17 protein-coding genes are annotated in these 19,695 nt (G+C 47.2%); 8 read left to right on the top strand and 9 right to left on the bottom strand.

Features of this window, described 5'->3' with window-relative positions; all coding sequences use genetic code 11:
* Positions 1-255: 255 nt before the first annotated feature.
* From C9I92_RS17330 to C9I92_RS17310, 4 genes are all read right to left on the bottom strand, one after another.
* Complete coding sequence (locus C9I92_RS17330; protein ID WP_107193891.1) at positions 256-387, bottom strand: PA3496 family putative envelope integrity protein; 132 nt, start codon at positions 385-387, stop codon at positions 256-258.
* 394 nt (positions 388-781) lie between these two features.
* A complete protein-coding gene (gene cspE, locus C9I92_RS17320) occupies positions 782-994 on the bottom strand; it encodes a transcription antiterminator/RNA stability regulator CspE (protein WP_047886215.1) in 213 nt (70 codons plus the stop codon).
* Between the two features lie 367 nt (positions 995-1,361).
* A complete protein-coding gene (locus C9I92_RS17315; RefSeq protein WP_047886214.1) occupies positions 1,362-1,598 on the bottom strand; it encodes an RNA recognition motif domain-containing protein in 237 nt (78 codons plus the stop codon).
* Positions 1,599-1,773: 175 nt separating this feature from the next.
* Positions 1,774-2,856, bottom strand: a complete 1,083-nt coding sequence (locus tag C9I92_RS17310) for a YkvI family membrane protein (RefSeq protein ID WP_047886213.1) — start codon at positions 2,854-2,856, stop codon at positions 1,774-1,776.
* 906 nt (positions 2,857-3,762) lie between these two features.
* Here C9I92_RS17310 and C9I92_RS17305 point away from each other — a divergent pair.
* The 5 genes from C9I92_RS17305 (at position 3,763) to C9I92_RS17280 (ending at position 8,602) form a co-directional block, all read left to right on the top strand.
* Complete coding sequence (locus tag C9I92_RS17305) at positions 3,763-4,230, top strand: YpsA SLOG family protein (RefSeq protein WP_047886212.1); 468 nt, start codon at positions 3,763-3,765, stop codon at positions 4,228-4,230.
* 167 nt (positions 4,231-4,397) lie between these two features.
* A complete protein-coding gene (locus C9I92_RS17300) occupies positions 4,398-4,901 on the top strand; it encodes a YgjV family protein (protein WP_047886211.1) in 504 nt (167 codons plus the stop codon).
* Between the two features lie 430 nt (positions 4,902-5,331).
* Entirely contained in the window at positions 5,332-5,406 is a 75-nt protein-coding gene (gene tnaC / locus C9I92_RS25910; RefSeq protein WP_084712641.1) for a tryptophanase leader peptide, read from the top strand.
* A 345-nt stretch (positions 5,407-5,751) separates the two neighbouring features.
* Positions 5,752-7,218 (top strand): tryptophanase, encoded by a 1,467-nt coding sequence (gene tnaA, locus C9I92_RS17285; protein WP_047886209.1) that lies wholly within the window; start codon positions 5,752-5,754, stop codon positions 7,216-7,218.
* 127 nt (positions 7,219-7,345) lie between these two features.
* Positions 7,346-8,602, top strand: a complete 1,257-nt coding sequence (locus C9I92_RS17280) for an aromatic amino acid transporter (RefSeq protein WP_047886208.1) — start codon at positions 7,346-7,348, stop codon at positions 8,600-8,602.
* Between the two features lie 179 nt (positions 8,603-8,781).
* On the opposite strand, the gene C9I92_RS17275 is transcribed toward C9I92_RS17280, so the two are convergent.
* The 4 genes from C9I92_RS17275 to C9I92_RS17260 form a co-directional block, all read right to left on the bottom strand.
* The gene (locus tag C9I92_RS17275; protein WP_047886207.1) at positions 8,782-9,948 is read right to left on the bottom strand and encodes an oligogalacturonate lyase family protein; all 1,167 of its coding nucleotides are present in this window, start codon (positions 9,946-9,948) and stop codon (positions 8,782-8,784) included.
* Between the two features lie 63 nt (positions 9,949-10,011).
* A complete protein-coding gene (locus tag C9I92_RS17270) occupies positions 10,012-11,790 on the bottom strand; it encodes a sodium:solute symporter family protein (protein ID WP_047886206.1) in 1,779 nt (592 codons plus the stop codon).
* A gap of 679 nt (positions 11,791-12,469) precedes the next feature.
* Positions 12,470-14,695, bottom strand: a complete 2,226-nt coding sequence (locus tag C9I92_RS17265; protein WP_047886205.1) for a right-handed parallel beta-helix repeat-containing protein — start codon at positions 14,693-14,695, stop codon at positions 12,470-12,472.
* Between the two features lie 13 nt (positions 14,696-14,708).
* Positions 14,709-15,404, bottom strand: coding sequence for an oligogalacturonate-specific porin KdgM family protein (locus tag C9I92_RS17260; protein WP_047886204.1), 696 nt, complete (start codon positions 15,402-15,404; stop codon positions 14,709-14,711).
* A 127-nt stretch (positions 15,405-15,531) separates the two neighbouring features.
* On the opposite strand from C9I92_RS17260, the gene C9I92_RS17255 reads away from it, so the two are divergent.
* Entirely contained in the window at positions 15,532-17,289 is a 1,758-nt protein-coding gene (locus C9I92_RS17255) for a sodium:solute symporter family transporter (RefSeq protein WP_346242932.1), read from the top strand.
* 105 nt (positions 17,290-17,394) lie between these two features.
* Here the strand turns inward: C9I92_RS17255 and C9I92_RS17250 are convergent, their stop codons facing one another.
* Positions 17,395-17,913, bottom strand: a complete 519-nt coding sequence (locus C9I92_RS17250; protein WP_047886203.1) for a lactoylglutathione lyase family protein — start codon at positions 17,911-17,913, stop codon at positions 17,395-17,397.
* A 134-nt stretch (positions 17,914-18,047) separates the two neighbouring features.
* Here C9I92_RS17250 and C9I92_RS17245 point away from each other — a divergent pair, with 134 nt between their 5' ends.
* On the top strand, positions 18,048-18,935 hold the full coding sequence (locus C9I92_RS17245) for a LysR family transcriptional regulator (protein ID WP_047886202.1): 888 nt from the start codon (positions 18,048-18,050) through the stop codon (positions 18,933-18,935).
* 216 nt (positions 18,936-19,151) lie between these two features.
* A complete protein-coding gene (locus tag C9I92_RS17240) occupies positions 19,152-19,679 on the top strand; it encodes a nucleoside/nucleotide kinase family protein (RefSeq protein WP_047886201.1) in 528 nt (175 codons plus the stop codon).
* Positions 19,680-19,695 lie beyond the last annotated feature (16 nt).

Raw genomic sequence — 19,695 nt, 5'->3', positions numbered from 1 at the left:
TTTTTTTTATGACTATTTATCATTAGTCAGTCCGATTTCAAAAAACACCTTAAAAGAGAGAAGCCGTATGCTTGCTGTCTTCAAATTGAATTTAAAATATTGATACCAGATAGATAAGGGACTTTTAAAAGCGACATATTATTGAAAATAAAACCAGTGATATTTTATTAATATATTGAAACGTAATAAGTTTTACTTTCTTGGTGGTTTCAGTCTGTTGAATAAAAAACTGATGATATTTAACAGATTTGAATTTTAAAATTCAAATTGTTTATCAAATTTACGTTGCTCCAGGATATCTTCAATACGCCTGCGTGTTTGACGTTGTGATTGTGAATTGTCGGGCGCTTTTTCTGGTTTATCATTTGCTTTGGTTTTTTTAGCCATTTGGATTTTCCAACATTAACAGGGGTGATTGAGTGTGATTAGGAAACGGTAAAAATTCCTACTTTTAAGCCTTTCTCAGACAGAATCGAACCGGATTGCGTTTGTTCGCAGTATTCAAAGTTGAGAAGATAAGCGCTGATAGCAATGAATGGGTGGATATGTCTTTGAAGTATATCACTATTGAGCTGATTTAATTCAGCGGACCAAGATTTGTTGTCGGCGAGTAGATGAAAGTTTACTTTAATGATTTATTTCCTGATTAAAAAGTGTTTTATTGGTACGTGTTAGCTGGTACCAGTGCCGTTGTCGACCTGTACGTCTGGACATGTTTTCCTTTTTTAGTTAATGGTTTAGCCTAAACAATAAGCTAAACCATTTTTAATTAGTTGGTTGCTTACAGAGCAACAACTTGAACGGCTTGCAGACCTTTTTGGCCTTGCTCAACCTGGTAGCTTACCTTCTGGCCTTCCTGCAGAGAGCGGAAACCTTCAGAAACAATTGCTTTAAAGTGTACAAATACGTCTTTGCCGCCATTGTCTTGAGTAATGAAACCAAAACCTTTAGTTTCATCGAACCATTTTACTGAACCAGTCAATTTATCAGACATAGATACCTCTGAGTTTTTATAATTAAATTAGTATGCGGCTGATAGCATAAGCTATTGAATGATCTATGAAGAGAAAGTTGACGCAGGTCTATACGAAGGGTATCGAAAGTTATCTGAGAAGAAACTTGCACTAAATGTGACATTAACAACTCTTTATCTAAGAGCCAAAGCACACTATACAGGTAGATTTTAAAATAGCTAGTTATATTTTCTTTTTTATCACATAGAGATTTTTAATAAAAAAGAGATACTTTTGCTGTTCGTTAAGCGTACAGGGCAAAACAGACTAGAGTCTACGTTTCTAGTCTGATGGTTTTCATAGGTGTTGCTTTTGGCGCTGATTTTCTGCACCAAGCGGCTTTGTTTATTAATTCGCTACTTTTACCCGAATTGTGCTTTTGGCAAAACTGGTAAGGTTTAGTTTGGCAATAGCGGCTTTAGCTTCATCTTGGTTGGGCATTTCAAGGAAAGCGAATCCTTTTGACTTGCCTGTAACTTGGTCTAGCACCAGATTACATGAAGTAACTTTCCCATGTTCTGAAAATAAAACACGAATTTCTTGCTCTGTGGTGGAACGTGATAGGTTGCGAACTAAAAGTTTCATGATGTTAATGTCTACTAAGGAATGACGATGTCATTTTCGCAGTTAATTTTGTGGGCGTCCAAGCATTATTGCACCTTAGGGCAAAGATTAATCGAAGATGAATGAGGTAAAACCGCTGCATATGCAGCGGTTTTTGTAGGGGGAAGTGAGTTGTTGCAGCGAAAGTGCGCTGAGATTAGTCAGTAATAAACGCCGGACGCTGCAGTTTGGCTTCGTCTTTTCGTAGTTTAAATGGTGCGTAAATCAGGGCGCCGACCAAGAAGAGCCCCAGGTAACCAATCAGTGGGTAGAAGATGGCAACCAACTGGGTAAAGCCTGCGAAGCTGGCAACAAAGCCGACAGCCAGCGTGGCAAAAATAAACTGGTTGGCCTTCTTGGTTTTCATGGATACAAACCGGGCAGCGAAGGCGTAGAACATGCTGACAGCGGTATTGAAGATCATGCCAAACAGGATGAATGTCATGAAAGTAGACAGTGCTGGGGAAATCATATCGATGATTTTCAGTAGTGGCATTGGGTAGTCAGCGATCAGATCAATTTTCGAGAATAGAGCCAGATGGCTCAGGACAATCAGTACACCTACACCGGCCCCACCAACCAGACCACCGAGTTTAGCAATTTTTTCATTCTTTTCTGCACCGCCCATGACCAGTGCCATTGCAGCACCTACGGCCAGGTTGAACGAAACATAGTTAATGGCTGAAACAAACCAGTGTGGCAGGGTGGACTGAACACTCTCTGCAACTGGTGCCAACTCATCAAAGGATTTGTCCATGGTGAGTACGCTGTAAACACAGATGACAATCAGTGCCAGAATCAGGAATGGGGTGATACTGCCAATAATCGCAACGACGCGGTTGACATTCATCATCGCCGTCAAAGCGACCAGTACGGTCAGTGCGACGCTACCGGTAAAAGCGGGTAAACCAAATTGTTGGTTAAGAAGTGAGCCGGCACCTGCAATCATTACCACACCCACACCAAACAAAGTGAAGATGATAACGTAGTCGACAATGATACCCACCACGCGGCCGCTGATTTGATAAATCACTTTCTTATGCGACATTGTTTGAGTACGGGATCCCAGCATTGTCAGCATCATGCCAAGATAAGCAAAGAGTGCTGTCGCGACGATTGCTGCTGCCGTTCCCCAGTGACCGAAGCTGGTAAAGTACTGTAATACTTCCTGCCCTGAAGCAAATCCAGCTCCGACAATAATGCCGATAAATGCACTTGCGATTTTAAGTATGTTCCACATGACCTTCTTGTCTCCTCGTTGGTCGTTAATCAACCAATCTCAGTGTTTATTCTTATTTGTAGTTTCTAGGGTTTCAGAGTTGTTAAGGTTTTAAACAGAATTAAAACAACGGGGAAACAAGTATCATACTTGTTAGTAAAAAGGCAGCATATGGTGAGCTATCTGTGATCGATGGCTGATGGTTACCAAAGAGTTATAAAATCGCTTGAAAATGCATTTTTTTAAGTATATCAATATCGCCTTTTTTTACTTTCACTAAATTATCATTGTTATTTTTGTGGTTATTTTATATATAAGTTCATATAAATCAGTGGTTTGGTTGTTTTATTTTAGTTTTTCTTGATTCTGTATTTAGTTTTTCTAAACACGAGATCTGTGATGTTATTCAATATTTATTCATTTTGCGGTGATGCTAATAAACCATGTTTAATCGCTGTCTATCAGGTGGGTAATGCGAGGCAAAGAGCCGGTTGCGTATCTGGTATTTAGATGTGATAAAAGCGTGGTTTTGTTTAACTACCTAATTGATTTACAGTTTTGTCCAGTAATCTGTACTTGTTAAAAAGAGAATATCTGGCTCTTAAAAGGATGGCTTTTTGTTGCGGACGGGCAGTCTGGTTGTGTTATTCGGATAAGATTTATCTAATTCGGTTGCATATTCTGGCCGACATATCCTCTTTAACGCTCTTCTTAATGAGGATGTGGTACTGGAGAAAGTTGGTGTGACACCAAGACTTTCAAAAATGAGGGATGGGCGATGCGGGTTCCTGTTGTTCTGCTTTGATGCTCTAACTGAGTTTGCATCTGATTCTGTATTGAGTGTGGACGGCTAACCGCATCAGTGTTTGTGCTGAAGCACCGTATAGGGTAGCCGTGCAAGGGATGGATTGCATTGCGAGGTAGTGAATGAAGAAAATAATAAGTGGTGGCCAGTCGGGGGCTGATATCGGAGCTTTGGATGCGGCCATCGGCAAACAGTTTCCGGTTGGCGGTTTTTGCCCCCAGGGGCGTGAGCCACAGATCAATTTGGATCCTACGGTCTATCCATTGATCGAAGTGGATGGGGGCTATCGGCAACGAACCAAAGCCAATATTCAACATTCTGATGCAACGGTGATTTTCTACGACTCGGATGTCCTCGGTGGCAGTGAGTTAACCTTGTATCTGTGTATAAAAAGCAAAACGCCATACAAGCTAATCGATACGTCGTTGGTCTCGGCCGCCACTGCGGCTAAGGTACTCCACTCCTTTACGCTTCGTCATGACGTGAAGGTGCTGAACGTGGCAGGGCCAAGCCAGTCTCGTTCTCCAGAGATGTACGCCTTTGTCAAAAACACGATCGAATGCCTGATCGACCACTATGTCGTGTGCTGAATAACAGGGCATAAAGGCGGTACTTGCCGTTTCGTGATCGGTGACACGCAAAATAATGCTGTCAGTGGTTTCATTTACCGTAAGTTATGAGATACGGTAGCGCCTTTGTGAGTGTCTATCCAACGTAACGCGGCATTTCCCGCGGGGAAACTGTCGCAGGAGGCTGTGTGTCGCTATTCCTTATTTCTCAGATTCTGGTGGCGGTTGCGATTGTCTTTGACCTGATGTCATTTCAGTTCAAGCAGAGAAAGCATATTGTTGCGTGCCTGTTCTGTGCCGGCGTTTTGATTTCCAGCCATTTTGTGTTACTTGAGCAATGGACAGCCGCTTGCCTGATGGGGATTGCAACGGTTCGCTATTTGGTCAGCATTTTCACCACCTCCTCCGGACTAAAATATTTATTCTGTCTGGCGTCAGTGCTTGCAACTGGCTTCACTTTTTCCGGAATCACCAGCGTGGTTAGCTGCCTGGGTTCGGTGTTTCAGACCGTGGCGGCTTTTAGTCAAGATGATAAACGCCTGCGAGAGTTGATGATTGTTGGCACCAGCTTTTGGTTACTACATAACTATTTAGTTGGCTCACCGACAGCTGTGGTGATGGAAGTCCTCTTTATCAGCAGTAACCTGCTAGGTTACTATCGGTATTATCTGCGCAAACCTGCTGTTGCTTAGTGCTGGGCGACGTTGGTGCAGGTATTTCAGTTCAGGTAGCCATGAGCCTGGCGGTTCCTCTTTTTGTATCTCTCTTGTTATACATCTATTTATCTCTATCTTCTTAACTGTGGCTCTTTGCCTATTGCTTGTGCTTGTGCCTAAAGAGGTGTGGTTAATAGCCAGCGGTTGATCGCGCTGTGATAGGCACAGGGTGGTGATAACTCCATGCTTATAGTGAACATTATTTATTATCGGAAAGTCGTGAAACTAACCGATAGTGTTTTTGTCAGCGATAAATTTTATAAATATTCGTTTTGCCGATTTTTTGTTATCAATATCTCAATTTAATAACACTGGTAAAGACGTTTTAATAATTTTGTACATAATGGTTGATAAGAAAATTGGATTCTCTTTCATTTGAAATCATTTATTTCAAATAGGTGTTGTTATGGATACATTAATGATACTGAGTGACTGGTTTACCCTCGATCATAAAATTGCCTTCTTCTTTCCTGCTAAATAAGCCTCTTTAGCGTACGGCCTGTACGCGATTGTTTGTTCTATATCTGTTGTAAAGTCAAAGTGCCTTTGGCTTTTGTGTAACTCATTGTTGTGTCTGTTTTTATAGGCTTCAGCATTGAGGCTGATGCGCCTGATGTTCATTTCTAATATGAATATATGCATCAGTATGTATTTTTTTGAAAACTTTACATCCGATATTAAATAAACAGAAATCATACCAAATCATCTATTGGGTATTACGCTATCTATTTTCGTAATCACCCTAAGATTTTATTGAAAATTTTCTCAGTGCTGATTATTTATTTTTCAGTACAGGGTCACTGTATATTTAAAATAGGAAAACATCATGGAAAACTTTAAACATCTTCCTGAACCATTTCGCATTCGTGTTGTTGAACCAGTAAAGCGTACTACACGTGAATATCGTGATCAGGCTATATTAAAAGCCGGTATGAACCCGTTCCTTCTGGACAGTGAAGATGTATTTATTGACCTGTTGACCGACAGTGGCACTGGCTCCGTCACTCAAAATATGCAAGCGGCGATGTTGCGTGGTGATGAGGCTTACAGTGGTAGCCGTAGCTATTATGCGTTGGCTAATGCTGTGAAGGAAATCTTCGGTTATGACCTGACCATTCCTACACACCAGGGACGAGGTGCTGAGCAGATTTATATCCCGGTCCTGATAAAAAAACGTGAGAAAGAAAAAGGGTTGGATCGCACCAAAATGGTTGCTCTGTCGAACTACTTCTTCGATACCACCCAAGGGCATACTCAGGTTAACTGCTGTGTTGCCAAAAACGTCTACATCAAAGAAGCTTTTGATACGGGTGTTAATGCAGATTTCAAAGGGAATTTTGATCTGGAGAAACTGGAAGCGGCCATTCTGGAAGCAGGCGCAGACAATGTTCCTTACATTGTCAGCACCATCACCTGTAACTCTGCAGGGGGGCAACCGGTGTCGATTGCCAACCTGAAAGGCGTGTACGAAATCGCTCGCAAATACGATATTCCGGTCATTATGGATTCTGCCCGTTTTGCTGAGAATGCATATTTTATCCAGCAGCGTGAGCCGGGCTATCAGGATTGGAGCATCGAAGCGATCACCCTGGAAAGCTACAAGTATGCAGACGGTTTGGCGATGTCGGCGAAGAAGGATGCCATGGTACCGATGGGCGGCCTGCTGTGTTTTAAAGATGAATCCATGCTGGATGTGTACAACGAATGCCGCACCCTTTGTGTTGTGCAAGAAGGCTTCCCGACATACGGCGGTTTGGAAGGCGGAGCGATGGAGCGCTTAGCTGTAGGGCTGCATGATGCGATGCGTCAGGACTGGCTGGAATATCGTATTGGTCAGGTGCAGTATCTGGTGGATGGCCTGGAAGCCATTGGTGTCGTATGCCAACAGGCAGGTGGCCATGCGGCATTTGTGGATGCCGGTAAGTTGCTGCCGCATATTCCGGCTGAGCAGTTCCCAGCTCATGCACTGGCGTGTGAACTGTATACAGTTGCGGGGATTCGTGCGGTTGAAATCGGTTCAATGCTGCAAGGGCGTGATCCGGCGACCGGCAAGCAGTTACCGTGCCCGGCCGAACTGTTACGTTTGACTATTCCTCGTGCCACTTACACGCAAACGCACATGGATTTCATCATTGAAGCGTTTGAAAAGGTCAAAGCCAATGCCGCGAATGTGAAAGGGCTGGAATTTACATATGAACCGCCGGTACTGCGTCACTTTACCGCGCGGCTGAAAGAAGTCGAGCCGGTGGGTGTCAGCCAGCAGGTTCCAGCCAGAGAGCTTGAAGAAGTTTAACTGGTCCATACAAGAGCGCGTATCCCGGTGGGATCGCGCTCTTTTTTATCTCTGTTTTTAATCTAATAACAATAAATGCCGACCAGTGTCGGTTATCCATAACGTGTAATTTAAGAGTGACAATAAGATGAATAAGAGTCCGTCTATACTGGGGGGATCCTGCATTATCGCCAGTGTTTGTGTCGGCGCAGGTATGCTGGGGCTGCCAAGTGCTGGCGCCGGTGCCTGGACCTTGTGGTCCGTGTTCGCGATTACCCTTACCATGTTGGTCATGACCATTTCTGGCTGGATGCTGCTGGAAGCCTTTCAACGCTATGATCTGAAAGTATCATTTAATACGGTTACGAAAGATATTTTGGGAGACAGAGTTAATCTGTTTAATAACCTGATGGTGTATTTTGTCGGCGGGATTTTGTTGTATGCCTACATTACGTCATCGGGCTTGATTCTCAAAGACATGCTTGGGATCAGCAGCCAACTGGCCTCAATCTTGTTTGTGCTGGTGTTTTCCGCTTTCGTTTGGCACTCGACCCGGGCCGTTGACCGAATTTCTGTGCTGTTGATTATGTTTATGGTACTGAGTTTTGTGTTTGGCGTGTCAGGTCTGGCCCTGAAGGTTGATCTGACTGTGCTGTTTGATTCCGTTGGTGCGGAAACCCAGTACGCCCCGTATGCCATGGCCATGTTACCGGTGGCACTTACCTCATTTGGCTACCATCATTCAGTCTCTTCCATGCGTGCCTATTACGGTGATGAACGTAAAGCGAAAAATGCCATTCTGGGTGGCACTCTGATTGCGCTTGGCTTGTATTTCCTTTGGTTGTTCAGCATTTTTGGCAACTTGCCACGCAGTGAATTTGGTCCGGTGATCGAGCAGGGAGGCAACGTAGATGTACTGCTGTCGGCGTTGGGATCTGTGATTGAATCGGACAATGTTTCCCGTGCCATAAATACCTTCTCTATGGCTGCAATTCTGTCTTCGTTTATTGGCGTAGGGTTGGGGGTCTTTGATTTTCTGGCCGACTTTTTCAATTTTGAAGACACCCGAATGGGTCGCGTAAAAACCTGGGGCGTGACATTTCTGCCACCGCTGGTGATGTCTCTGTTGTTTCCGTTCGGTTTTGTCGTTGCGATAGGGTATGCCGGGGCGGCGGCAACGGTCTGGACCTGCATTGTTCCGGCTTTACTGGTGAAAAAATGCCGTGAAGCGGAAGCTTGCGGGGTGGCCGTGGGGGAAATGCCAGTCACTGGCGTTGCCGTGCCATCGGGATTCCGGGCGCCGGGTGGACAGGGTATGATTGCTTTGGTGATGGGCTTTGGCATTATCACTGCACTGTTCCATTTCTTGTCGATGTTCGGATGGCTGCCTGCATTCAGGGGCTGAGGTCGCTGAAGCACGGTTGATGACTTTTCATCGCGATTGGGCCTGATTCGGCGCGAGCCAAGGTGGCGGCACTGAAAATGAAAAAAGCCTTTGCAGTGCAAAGGCTTTGTTTTTCGGGAACAGAAAACAGGCTGACCGCCACGCCTCCAGAGGGAGAGGCGTAAAGGGGAAGTGCGGTCTTAGTGTTTAAACTCCTCAGGAACCTCGGCAATATACACCGCCGGGACACCTTCAAAATCACTGGTGAACAGTACGCCGTTGTCATCCGGGGTAAATGATGGGTGTGGATGCGTGATTTGACGGTCGCCATCCAGTACTTCCCAAGAAGAGTTATGTTTTGCCAGTTTAGCAAAGGTCTTTTTCTTGGTGTTCAGGATGTACAGGAACGGATCATTTTCGATGTCGTAACTGTCACCGTCGGCCACATCAACCGGCGCATCGCAGCCGTCACCGACCATCAGTGAGCCGTCAAAGTTGCTCATCAGGTGAGAACAAGGTGGCATCACCATCACTTCTTCGTTTTCCAGCGTATCCGGGTTGGCCTTGTAAATCACACGTTCGGTCTGGCCTTTGAAATAAGATACGTAGGCCATGGCGCTGCCGTCCGGAATCCAGAACTCATGCGTGCATGATTCGCCCTCTTCGTGCTCTTTGATTTTGCGTACGTTACTGCCGTCTTCGTTGACCAGCCACATCCGTGCATCCACCAGATCGTGCGGCCCTTCGTGGCAGAAACCAACTGTGGAATCATCAAACGGGCGGTAGATAGGGTGACCCAGCCAGGCATCATCCTGGTGTACTACCTCCAGCTCGCCGGTTTCAATGTCGACCTTGATCAGACGGCAGGTTGGATTGGTGTGGTAGAAATCGTGAAATTTCTGCCAGTCGGTCAGTGGTTTCCAGCAGCTTTTCAGGATTTCGATCCCGACCAGCTTAGTACACTCTGAATTAGCTACCCAGGTGCCGTAGCCTTTCCACTCATCATCCACGGTGTAAATAATGGTTTCTTCCAGCGTCGTCAGGTCGACCTTCATCAGGTTCAGCTCATTTTTGACGTAGAAGAACGTTTGGTCATCATCCGAAATAAAGCCGCCGAATGTGTTGTCGCCTTTCCCTTCGGTCAGCTGAGTCGCTTGTTGGGCCTCTAAGTCCAGCAGGTAGTAGTTGCGGTTGCCGTCAAAATCGCCGGCAAACAAGAGCTTTTTACCGTCCTTGGTGAAGCACTTCTGGTAGAAGTAATTGCGGTGGCAAGTGATGTCGGTAGGGGTCAGGCGGGTTACCTTCACTTGAGTGTCGTCGTCAATGAATGATTCGAACGCCAGTGAAATGATGTCACCTTTGGCCATAGTAAAATCTCCTGTGAACGGCTGCTGACAGAAGTCAGCAGCCTGATGTTGCGTATGTCTGAATTATTGAACGGTTGTGGTGATGGTTGCCGGTGAAGTAGCGTCTTCGTTTAGCCGGGCACTTTTCTTCAGGGCGTAACCGACACCGAAGATAACCGCAGCACAGGCCAGGAAGAGCAGGCGACCCCACAGTGGGTTAGGAATCAGCACCATCAGAGACAAACCAGCCGCCATATACATCACCAGCACACCAAGCTTGTTGCGTTGCATACGGTCAACGATGTCCTGGCCTTCTTCTGCAACACATTCAGTGTCTAGATCTTTGAAGAATTCATCTGCTTGAGCTTTGTTGGTGTCTTTCTCTTCTTTATAGAACAGTGTGGTCAGACAGAAGAAACCCGCTGTCAGGAACAGGTGCGCAGCAATCGTAATGATAGTGCGTAATTCACCCGCTTCACGACGAGTCAGTTCATCGATACCAAACCAGCTTGCCACGTTCGCTGGGGTGAAGAATTCAACCACAGACCAAGAGACCAGCATACCGAAGACAACCGTTGCCCATGGTGCCCATTTTGGTGTCTTGCGAATCAATACACCCAAGAAGAGTGGTACCAGAATCGGTGACTGCAGCAGAGTGGCTACTTGCATCATCAGGTCAAACAGGCTCAGGTGTTTCAGTGAGTTGAAGAACTGTGCCATGAAGATAACCAGCAGACCGTTAACCAGACACGCGATCTGGCCCACACGTAGCTGCTCTTTATCGGTTGCTTGGCCTTTGCGCATAATTGGTGCGTAGAAGCTGCGAACAAAGATGCCTGAGTTACGGTTCAGCGCAGAGTCCATTGAAGACATGGTAGCGGCGAACAGACCGGCCATCAGCAGACCCACAGTCCCTAGAGGCATGGTTTCGCGAGCGAACACCAGGTAAACCGCATCACCCGCTTTCGCACCCAGTGCTGAATACTGCGTTGCTGCATCAGGGTAAAGAATGGCGGAAGCCCAAGGTGGAATGAACCAAATCACGGCACCAACAATCATCATACCCAGTGCCAGCAACGCGGCCTTGCTTGCATTCTTTGAATCTTTTGCATTCAGGAAGCGGTAAGATTCCTGCATGTTGTTGATACTTTGCAGCTGTTTCACTACAAAGAAGATAAAGGTACAAACCAGCAGCAGCGGATAGTTCATATCCGGACCCATGATGAAGCCGCCAGGGAAGTTCTCGATGATTTCGCTCGGGCCACCCACAAAGTACAGTGCTACGGCGGCACAGGCGACAGAAATAACCGCGACCACCAGAGTCTGGATGAAGTCAGAAGCAACCACGCCCCATGCCCCACTCAGCAGAGAGATAGCCAGTACAGCCAGACCCGTGATCCAAATGGTCGTTACGATGTCGGCATCAAATACCGCAGAGGCAAATACACCCAGACCGTTCAGCCACACACCGGCATTGATCACGCTCAGAGGAATGATCACCCAAGTGAAGAACTGTTCGTTTACGCCACCAAAACGACGTTTGACGCCTTCGGTTGGGGTATCTACTCGCATTTGACGGAAGCGACGCGCAAAGTAGAAGTAAGCTAACGCATACGCCACCATGTTGCCGATAAATACCGCCAGGACAGCAAAGCCATCATTAAAGGCTTTACCGGCCGCACCGGTGAAGGTCCAGGCTGAAAACTGGGTCATGAAAGCGGTTGCGCCTACCATCCACCACAGCATCTTGCCTCCGCCCCGGAAGTAATCACTGGTACTGTTACTGGCCATCTTTTTGAATAGCAAACTAATCGCCACCATCAGGGCAAAATAGCCGGCTATGACTAGATAATCATATTGCATCTTAGAACCTCGAAACGCCGTTTTAATTTACGTGCAGTATAGGTTCAAAAACTCCGTTGTTCTGTGATAAAAATCGAAACAACGGTTCATTTTGTCTTTTTGGTGTAATAGTGTGATCGTTGTCACTTGCTGATTTTATTCATCGTCATATCCGGCTCGCTTGCCTGCTTCATTAAGAGAAAACTTAATTCTGGCTACTTTTTGCACTATAAATATTGATCAGTATCGTTGTTTTGAACAATAACCTGAGTTATTGGCATGAAGTGGCCAATTTGTTAAACAAACAGGAGGTGGATGTTTTTGCATAGGTTAGGGGTTAGGTGCATGTTCATGCATACTTGTGTCGGTAGTAAGATGAGCAGAATGAACCTGTAAGATGAGTTCGCAGGATGAGATCAGATTGGGGAGGTATAACGCCTAAAAGCGAGGCTGGGAAAAATCCGCATATAAAAGCAGAGTGTAAGACCGAGAATCTGAGACAGCAGAAAAGCTGCGATCAAGGCGGTGATGCTAGGAAGCCTGTTAAAGCAACAGGAACAGCAAAAGCAACAACTCCTCATCAAAACGAAAGTCGTATCAGCAAACTGCCGTAAGGCAAAGCCTGCGATAGAAAAATGCCTGCCTTACGATGTCGCCGTAAGACAGGCAGAGATCATTAATGGTTTGCAGAACCGGTTAGTTATTGCAGCAGGGCTTTCAGGGCCAGTGCTTCTTTTTTACCCGGTATCGCTGAATCATCATCAACAGCCGACGCCTGCTTCAGGGCTTTCAGCCGTGCTGCCGGTAATGAGTGCTCTTCGGATGCGGAGTGGCCGTCAACAATGAAGACGTTGTCTTTTGCCAGGTAGCTGTGAATGACATCATCATATTGGCTGGGCACATGGAAGCGGTAAGAGCTGTTTTCAGTAAATGTCCCCTGCGGGATGTCACTGGCATAGGGACTCTTGCGGAACAGGTAATTAAACCGCTTATTATCAATGGCGGTATTGTTGCTGACCTCAAGCGAGCCGGGGTTAAAGTTATCGGTAAAACCATCCATACTGTTGTTGAAGGCCAGGCTGTTACGAATGACATGCGCAACAGGCATTCCTTCGCCACCGAGCTTAAAGCCGTTCCCCCGGGTGCCGCCTTTGGCTTTCACGCTCAGTGTTTGTCCGTTGTTAAAGGCAATGGAATCCAGAATCGTGACTACGCCGTTCGGGCCGTCTTCGACCTTATTAAACAGATCCCAGCCATCATCCACGTTGTGATGCGACAGACATCTTACAAAGGTGTTGCCATCACCGATTCGCATTTTGGCGGCAAAGCCGTCGGCGTTGATCTGTGAGGCATCCATGTTGTTATAGCTTTCGCTGTCAGTCACTGTGTTATAGCTGGCCCAGAGCGCGCGGCCGATATTCTCCGGTGAGGTGATCTGGAAACCAGTGTCCGGTGCACTGTGCGTGACGATATGATCAAAGCGGTTATGGCTGCCGTGTACAATCAGGCTGGCTCCGGCAACCTCTATCCCTTTCAACTGCCAGTAGTGGGCCTGGTGCAGCACTTCTCCCGTGAAGCGGGCATTATCGCCACCTGCAACCAGATGTTTTGGCTGCTCTGCCGTGCCACTGGCTGATAGCGGCAGGGTAATGGCCGGGTAATCGCCATCGGCCAGTACAATAGTGCCGCCTGCCGGAAGTACCGTGATCGCGGTGGCTAAATCCAGCGGCTGCGATTCAGAGCCATTTCCGGTCGGCTGACCTTTCGGACTGACATAGAGCGTCATCGGATTGTCCAGTGCAACGTGAGTAACGCTGAAACGCTCTGTTTTAGGCGTGCGGTTTGGACCTTCCAGCGCAGTAAACTGAACGGCAAACGTATTATCGCCATCAGCAAGAGTCACTGGCTGGCTGAATAGTTCACCCGCTGCGACCTGCTGTTCGGCAACGGTTTTGCCGTTGTGTTGGACGGTGAAAACCCCGGTGTAATTGGCTCGCGCCTGCACCGGGTACAAGCTTGTGGCTGACTGCGCGGAAGAGGCCAGTTCAAAAACCAGTGGTGTGGCTTTGGCCGCAAACTTTGGCGCATCAATGGTGTTGGCTGGTGATAGCGCCAGATCAACATTGCTCACCGTGACTTTAGCGTTGCGGGAGGCAAAAAAGCCGATGAACTGGCTGCCCGGGTTTTGCATCTCAACAATATTGGCGTTGGCCCCTTTGACTTCATAGGACTGTGCCTCCTCGCCTTGGCCATAGCTGACGGTAAACCCATTGTCGGTGCGTGTCAGGCTCATTCGGTAAGTGTGTTCTGCCCCGTACGGCACTCCTTCCAGATAGTCCACCCGGCTGAGGCGATTACCAGCAGTGCCCCACGGCTGATAGACGCCTTCCCGGTATGATCCATTGATGTTTACCATGCCATCATTATCACGGGTATGGGAACGCAGCAGGTTCATGACCATATTGGATGCTGACGGGAATTCTTCATGGCCTTCCGGTTGTGGAACCTGACGTTCAGCCCCGAGAATGTCGCGAACCATTATGCCGGCACCTTCCTGGCGATTGGGTGTCGCGCCGGTTTCCGGGCCAAGCTGCTCGAGAGTAATATCGGCAGACAACGTAAAGTTCACGTCGGTCGGCAGTTCCGTGTAATAGAACGTCAGTCCTTCGTGGGAGTTCGCCAGTTTACCGCCCCGGCTTTCAATGGTCACACTGTCTGCAACCGGGCCAGGCTGTACGGCCTGTCCGTTGATCGTGACCTGATTGACGCCGACTTTATCCGGCAGAATTGTCGAACCGAAGTTCAGATCCGTCGACTGGCCAAATGTGGTTGCTTTCCACACCAGCTGGTTTGCGTCTGGAACCTGTGCGTAAGCCTGAGAAGATAAGGCGGCCGCCAGACACAGGGCTAAAGTTGATGGTTTCATAAGTTGCCCCTGCTTAGAAGTTGTATTTCAGGCCGACACGGTAACGAGGAATGTAATCATCCTTGTAGCCGTCTTTGTCTTTGTCGTAAGTAATGAAGGCTATCTCACCAAAAGGGACCCAGCCGCTTTGCAGCTTGGTGTATTCACCCACGAAGCTGAACAGGTGATCGGTGCCTTTGTCTTTCCATCCGCCGGTATCGCCTTGCAGGTCTTTGTATTCAAGATCTACCCCTAACTTACCCCAGTCGAATTTGTAGTTGGTGTAAAGGTTTACCTGGTTGTAGTGGGAGTTGTCGGTATTTTTGTAACCGTAACGGTAACGCGCTGCGACATCCCACTCTTTGGTTACCTGATAGCCGCCGCGCAGATTGAATTTATAAGTGGAAGACGATGAGTTGGAATCAATCTGAAACGCTGGCTGAAGGCTGAACTTGTCGTTCACTTTGTAGTTGTAACTCACACCCACTTCGTGCCCTTTGGAAACGACATCATCGTTTTCCAGAAATGATCCCCCTTCCTTGGAGCCCCACTTGGCTTCAACGCTGAAACCGATCTGGTTTTCGAACCGATGTGAAATCGCAATACGATCGCGGTGCTCGTCACCATCGCGATCCGGTGCGTATTCATGGCGCAAATTCAGTTGGGCGGCAAACGCAGAAGATGTACCCAGGGCAAAAAGGACAGCAAGAGGAATGATTCTGAACTTCATTTTTAAAACACCATTTTGTTTTGTGGTTAATGGTGTTTTAATTTAATGAAAGCGACGCCGAGGAAAAGGGTCACTTCGTGGAAATGTGATCATTGAAATGGTGTTTTAATTTTTTTAGGAGAAGAGTGTGACGCAGTTAGACTGGGGTGTCGTGTTTGGCTATTTCGTATTCATTCTGATCGCCGCGATGGCCTTTAAAAAGTTTGCAACCAGTAGCAGTAGCTTCATTCAGGGCGGGGGAAGCATGGTGTGGTGGATGGCAGGTGCAACCGCTTTCATGACTCAGTTCTCGGCCTGGACGTTTACCGGAGCTGCCGCAAAAGCCTACGAAGACGGCCTGAGTGTCATGTTTGTTTTCTGGGGAAATGCCCTGGGATTTTTTGTTTCGGCGGCATTTTTTGCCGGTCGCTATCGCCGTTTGCGGGTCGAGACTGCGATGGAGGTGATCAAGCTGCGGTTCGGCAAAGTATCAGAGCAGGTTTATACCTGGCTGAGCTTTCCGATCACCCTGATTGCCTGTGCCATCTGGCTGAACGGGCTGGGCGCATTTGTATCTGCCACTTTTCAGTTCGACTTGTCTGTCACCATTATCGGTATCAGTACTGTGGTCACGGTGATAGCCCTCAGTGGCGGCGCATGGACTGTGTCAGCCACCAATGTCGTCCAACTGATCCTGTTGGTGGCGATTACCGTTGTAGTCGGGATGACCGCGACGGACAAATTGATCGATGCCCACGGTGGCTTTGCAGCGCTGGGTGATCATATGACCCGAAATGCTGTGATGGGAGAGGGGATAACGTACTGGCAGGTGTTCGCCTTCTGGGCTTGCGCCATGTTAGTTCAACAAACCATGAGCACCAATAATGCCTTGAGCAGCTATCGCTTTCTGGTGACCGTCAATGAGCGGGAAGCAGAAAAAGCTGCCCGTTTGGCGGGCATGCTGTTTCTGATCGCGCCTCTGCTGTGGTTTGCTCCGGCGTGGTTTGTGTCGGCGCAGGCGGTGGATTTGCAGGCTAATTACCCGAGTCTGGGGGCGCAGGCTAACAATGCCGCGTACCTGTATTATATCGATAAATACATGCCGCAGGGGCTGCTGGGTATGGTGCTGGTAGCCATGATTGCTGCAACCATTGCTCCAATGACAGCGGCCTTAAACCGCAATGCCGGTATTATCGTTAAAAACGTTTACCTTTCTGTGATACGTCCGGCGGCGCAAGATGCCCAGCAATTGGCCGTCGGGAAATGGTCGACCCTGATGAGCGGGGTGGTTGCCTGTGCAACCGCGATGTTGCTGGCCAATGTCAAAGCTTACAGCCTGTTTGACATCATGATGATGTTCAGTGCATTTGTGCAGATGCCGCTGTCGATTCCTTCGCTGTTGGCCCTTGTCTGTCTCAGAACACCTGGCTGGTCAGGTTGGGCAACTATTCTGGTTGGTATGCTGGTTTCGGCCTTTATGATGTTGGTATTTGACGTGAACCACTTACAGCCTTTATTTGGTGATACACCGTTTACGATACGTGAGCAAAAAGATCTGACGATTGTCAGCACATTATTGGTTCACCTGCTGATTACCGGCGGCTTCTTTATCAGTACCCGGCTGTTTTACCGTGAGCCAGACCATGCTGAGGCATCTGTATTGCCAGACACGCTAATGGCACGCATTAACCGACCTATGACGAAGTCTGAGCAGGCGATGGTTGATCATCGGCAAGGGCAATACCTTGGTCGGATAGGACTGTCGCTTGGCGTCATAGTTGCGGGTGTCGCATTCATTCAGCCTGTCGTATCTGCGAGATTGATCTATCTGGGGATAGGGGGACTGATTATGTTGTGTGGCTGGGGGCTAAGTGCGAAAAATCGCCCTAAGGCCGTTTTGCACTGAGCCAAACGAGCAAGTAGCAGCATCGGAAGTGTTCGCCTTCTAAGTTGGGAGAACGAATTCAGGGGCAAACACTTCCGTGACTGTCAGAACCGTTTTTGCGGTTTCTTAGCCGCTATACGCACCGCTCGCGTAATGCAGTTCATAGCTGTGGCTATAGATCTCAAGGATGTTACCAAACGGGTCTTCCATATAGATCATGCGATATGGCTTTTCGCCCGGGTAGTAGTAACGTGGGGCTTTCATGCGTTTCTTGCCACCTGCCGCGACGATTTTTTCCGCTAATTCCTCTACGTTCGGATCCTGCACACAGAAATGGAAGATACCGGTTTTCCAGTACTCGAAGTTATCTTCCGGGTTCTCCTGGTTTTTGAACTCAAACAGTTCAACCCCAATACGGTCACCCGTCGATAAATGCGCAATGCGGAATTTTTCCCATCCGGCACCAAAAACATCGGTACACATTTCACCAATGGCGGAATCATCTTCAACAATTTCAGTTGGTTCCATGATCAAGTACCAACCCAGCACTTCCGTATAAAATTTAACTGCCGCCTCAAGATCCGGGACAGAGATACCAATATGAGAGAAGGTTCTTGGGTATGGCATAGTAGCTGGAGCAGACATAAACACCTCATTAGAATCTGTTTAAGAAAAGACACTCTTTTCGATGGGATAAATATATGCCCGGTAGCCTAGAATTAGAAATTATCATTAATTCTAATTATAATAATTTTTTGTTATTAAAGTGAGTGTCAGCCATGCTCAATCCACTCTGGTTACACACATTCAAAACCTTGATTGATGTCGGTCACTTCACCCAAACGGCGGAAAAGCTGCACATGACACAGCCTGGGGTCAGTCAGCAGATCAAGAAACTCGAAGCCGCCTGCGGCCATTCACTGATCAAAAGGGAAAATAAAAGCTTTGAGCTGACCGAGCAGGGAAGGCTGGTTTATGAGTACGCGCTGAAAGTGGCCAAGGAAGAAGCAAACCTGATGGAAAACCTGAGCTTTGATAATCCTTACTCGGGCCAATGTAAGCTGTCATGCTCGGGAGCGTTAGCGCTAATGCTGTATCCGCAGCTGTTGTCGTTGCAGCAACAGCATCCCGAATTAAGTATTTACCTTGAAGTGGCACCCAATCATAAAATATTGAACGATGTGCAGACCGGCGCTATCGATTTAGGCATTGTGACTCACATACCAAATCATGATCTGTACCATAGCCAGGTTATTGGTCATGAAGCCCTCTGTCTGGTACTGCCGGAACGTTATCAAGGTGAAGATATCACTCCTGATTTACTGTTTAATTGCGGGTTAATCGGTCATCCGGACGCCAAACATTATTTATCCTTGTACTTTGATTTATGCGGACATAAAGAGCTTGGAAAAATCAATGTGGATGAGTTACCCAAGGCTGGCTACGTTAATCAGCTCAGCCAGATATTGCTCCCCGTCGCTAAAGGGTTGGGCTTTACGGTATTGCCGGAAACCGCGGTGGAAAATTTCTCCGGTAAAGCACATCTGCATATCGCCACACCCACTGAAACAGTGAAAGAAACGCTATATCTTGTGCAAAAACGTAACCGAGATTTACCCCAACGTTACCAAACCGTTTGCCAGTTACTTTTTGAGGTGCTCTCGTAAACGATGTTAAAACAGAAGCGGTTAATAAGCTTTTTCACACCATGGGTAATCATGGATACTCCTCTTAACGAAGGGGTTCCTACCAGTAGTTTCTTAGGTACCATCGTCAGGTCGCAACAGACTTAGTCATTGGCGCCTTTTATCGTTGGCTGGTCTGCGTTTATGGCTGTGTGATTTTACAGTTCTGTTAAGCAAAGCAAAGCAAAGGATAGCAGTATGAAAGTGGTGTGGTTACATGGTCCTCCCGCAGCAGGGAAGTTAACGGTCGCGAAAAAACTCAGTGAGGATTTTGGTTATAAACTCTTCCACAATCATTTAACGGTTGATCTGAGCCTTTCCATTTACGATGCATTTGGCGAAAAGGATTTTTGTGAGTTTACAAATCAGATAAGAAGAATTGTTCTGGCAAAAGCGCAAGCGTTGGGCGTCACGCATTTGGTAATGACGTCGATGACATGTTCAGAAAGTGATGCACAAGAAATACAAAAGTACCTGGCCTTTTTCATCAAGCAGGGGATTGACGTTTATCCGATTCACTTAAATCCTGTTCACAAGGCTTTATACAAGCGTGTAATGTCGGAAGAAAGAGCGGATTCACATAAATTGTCTTGTCAGCATTCACTCGAAAAAGTGCTTACCAAAATGGCGTTCAAGGGGATTGAGCATAAAAATACGCTGTCTATCGATAATACCGACTTATCGGAAAATGAGGTGGCGCAATTGATCGTTGAGCATGTTGGGTAAAATGCTTTGGCATCAT

The organism is Photobacterium ganghwense (genome assembly GCF_003025595.1).
Classification (GTDB): Bacteria; Pseudomonadota; Gammaproteobacteria; order Enterobacterales; family Vibrionaceae; genus Photobacterium; species Photobacterium ganghwense.
Note: the sequence above shows the minus strand (reverse complement) of the source record. Positions and strands in the feature narration are given on the sequence as shown.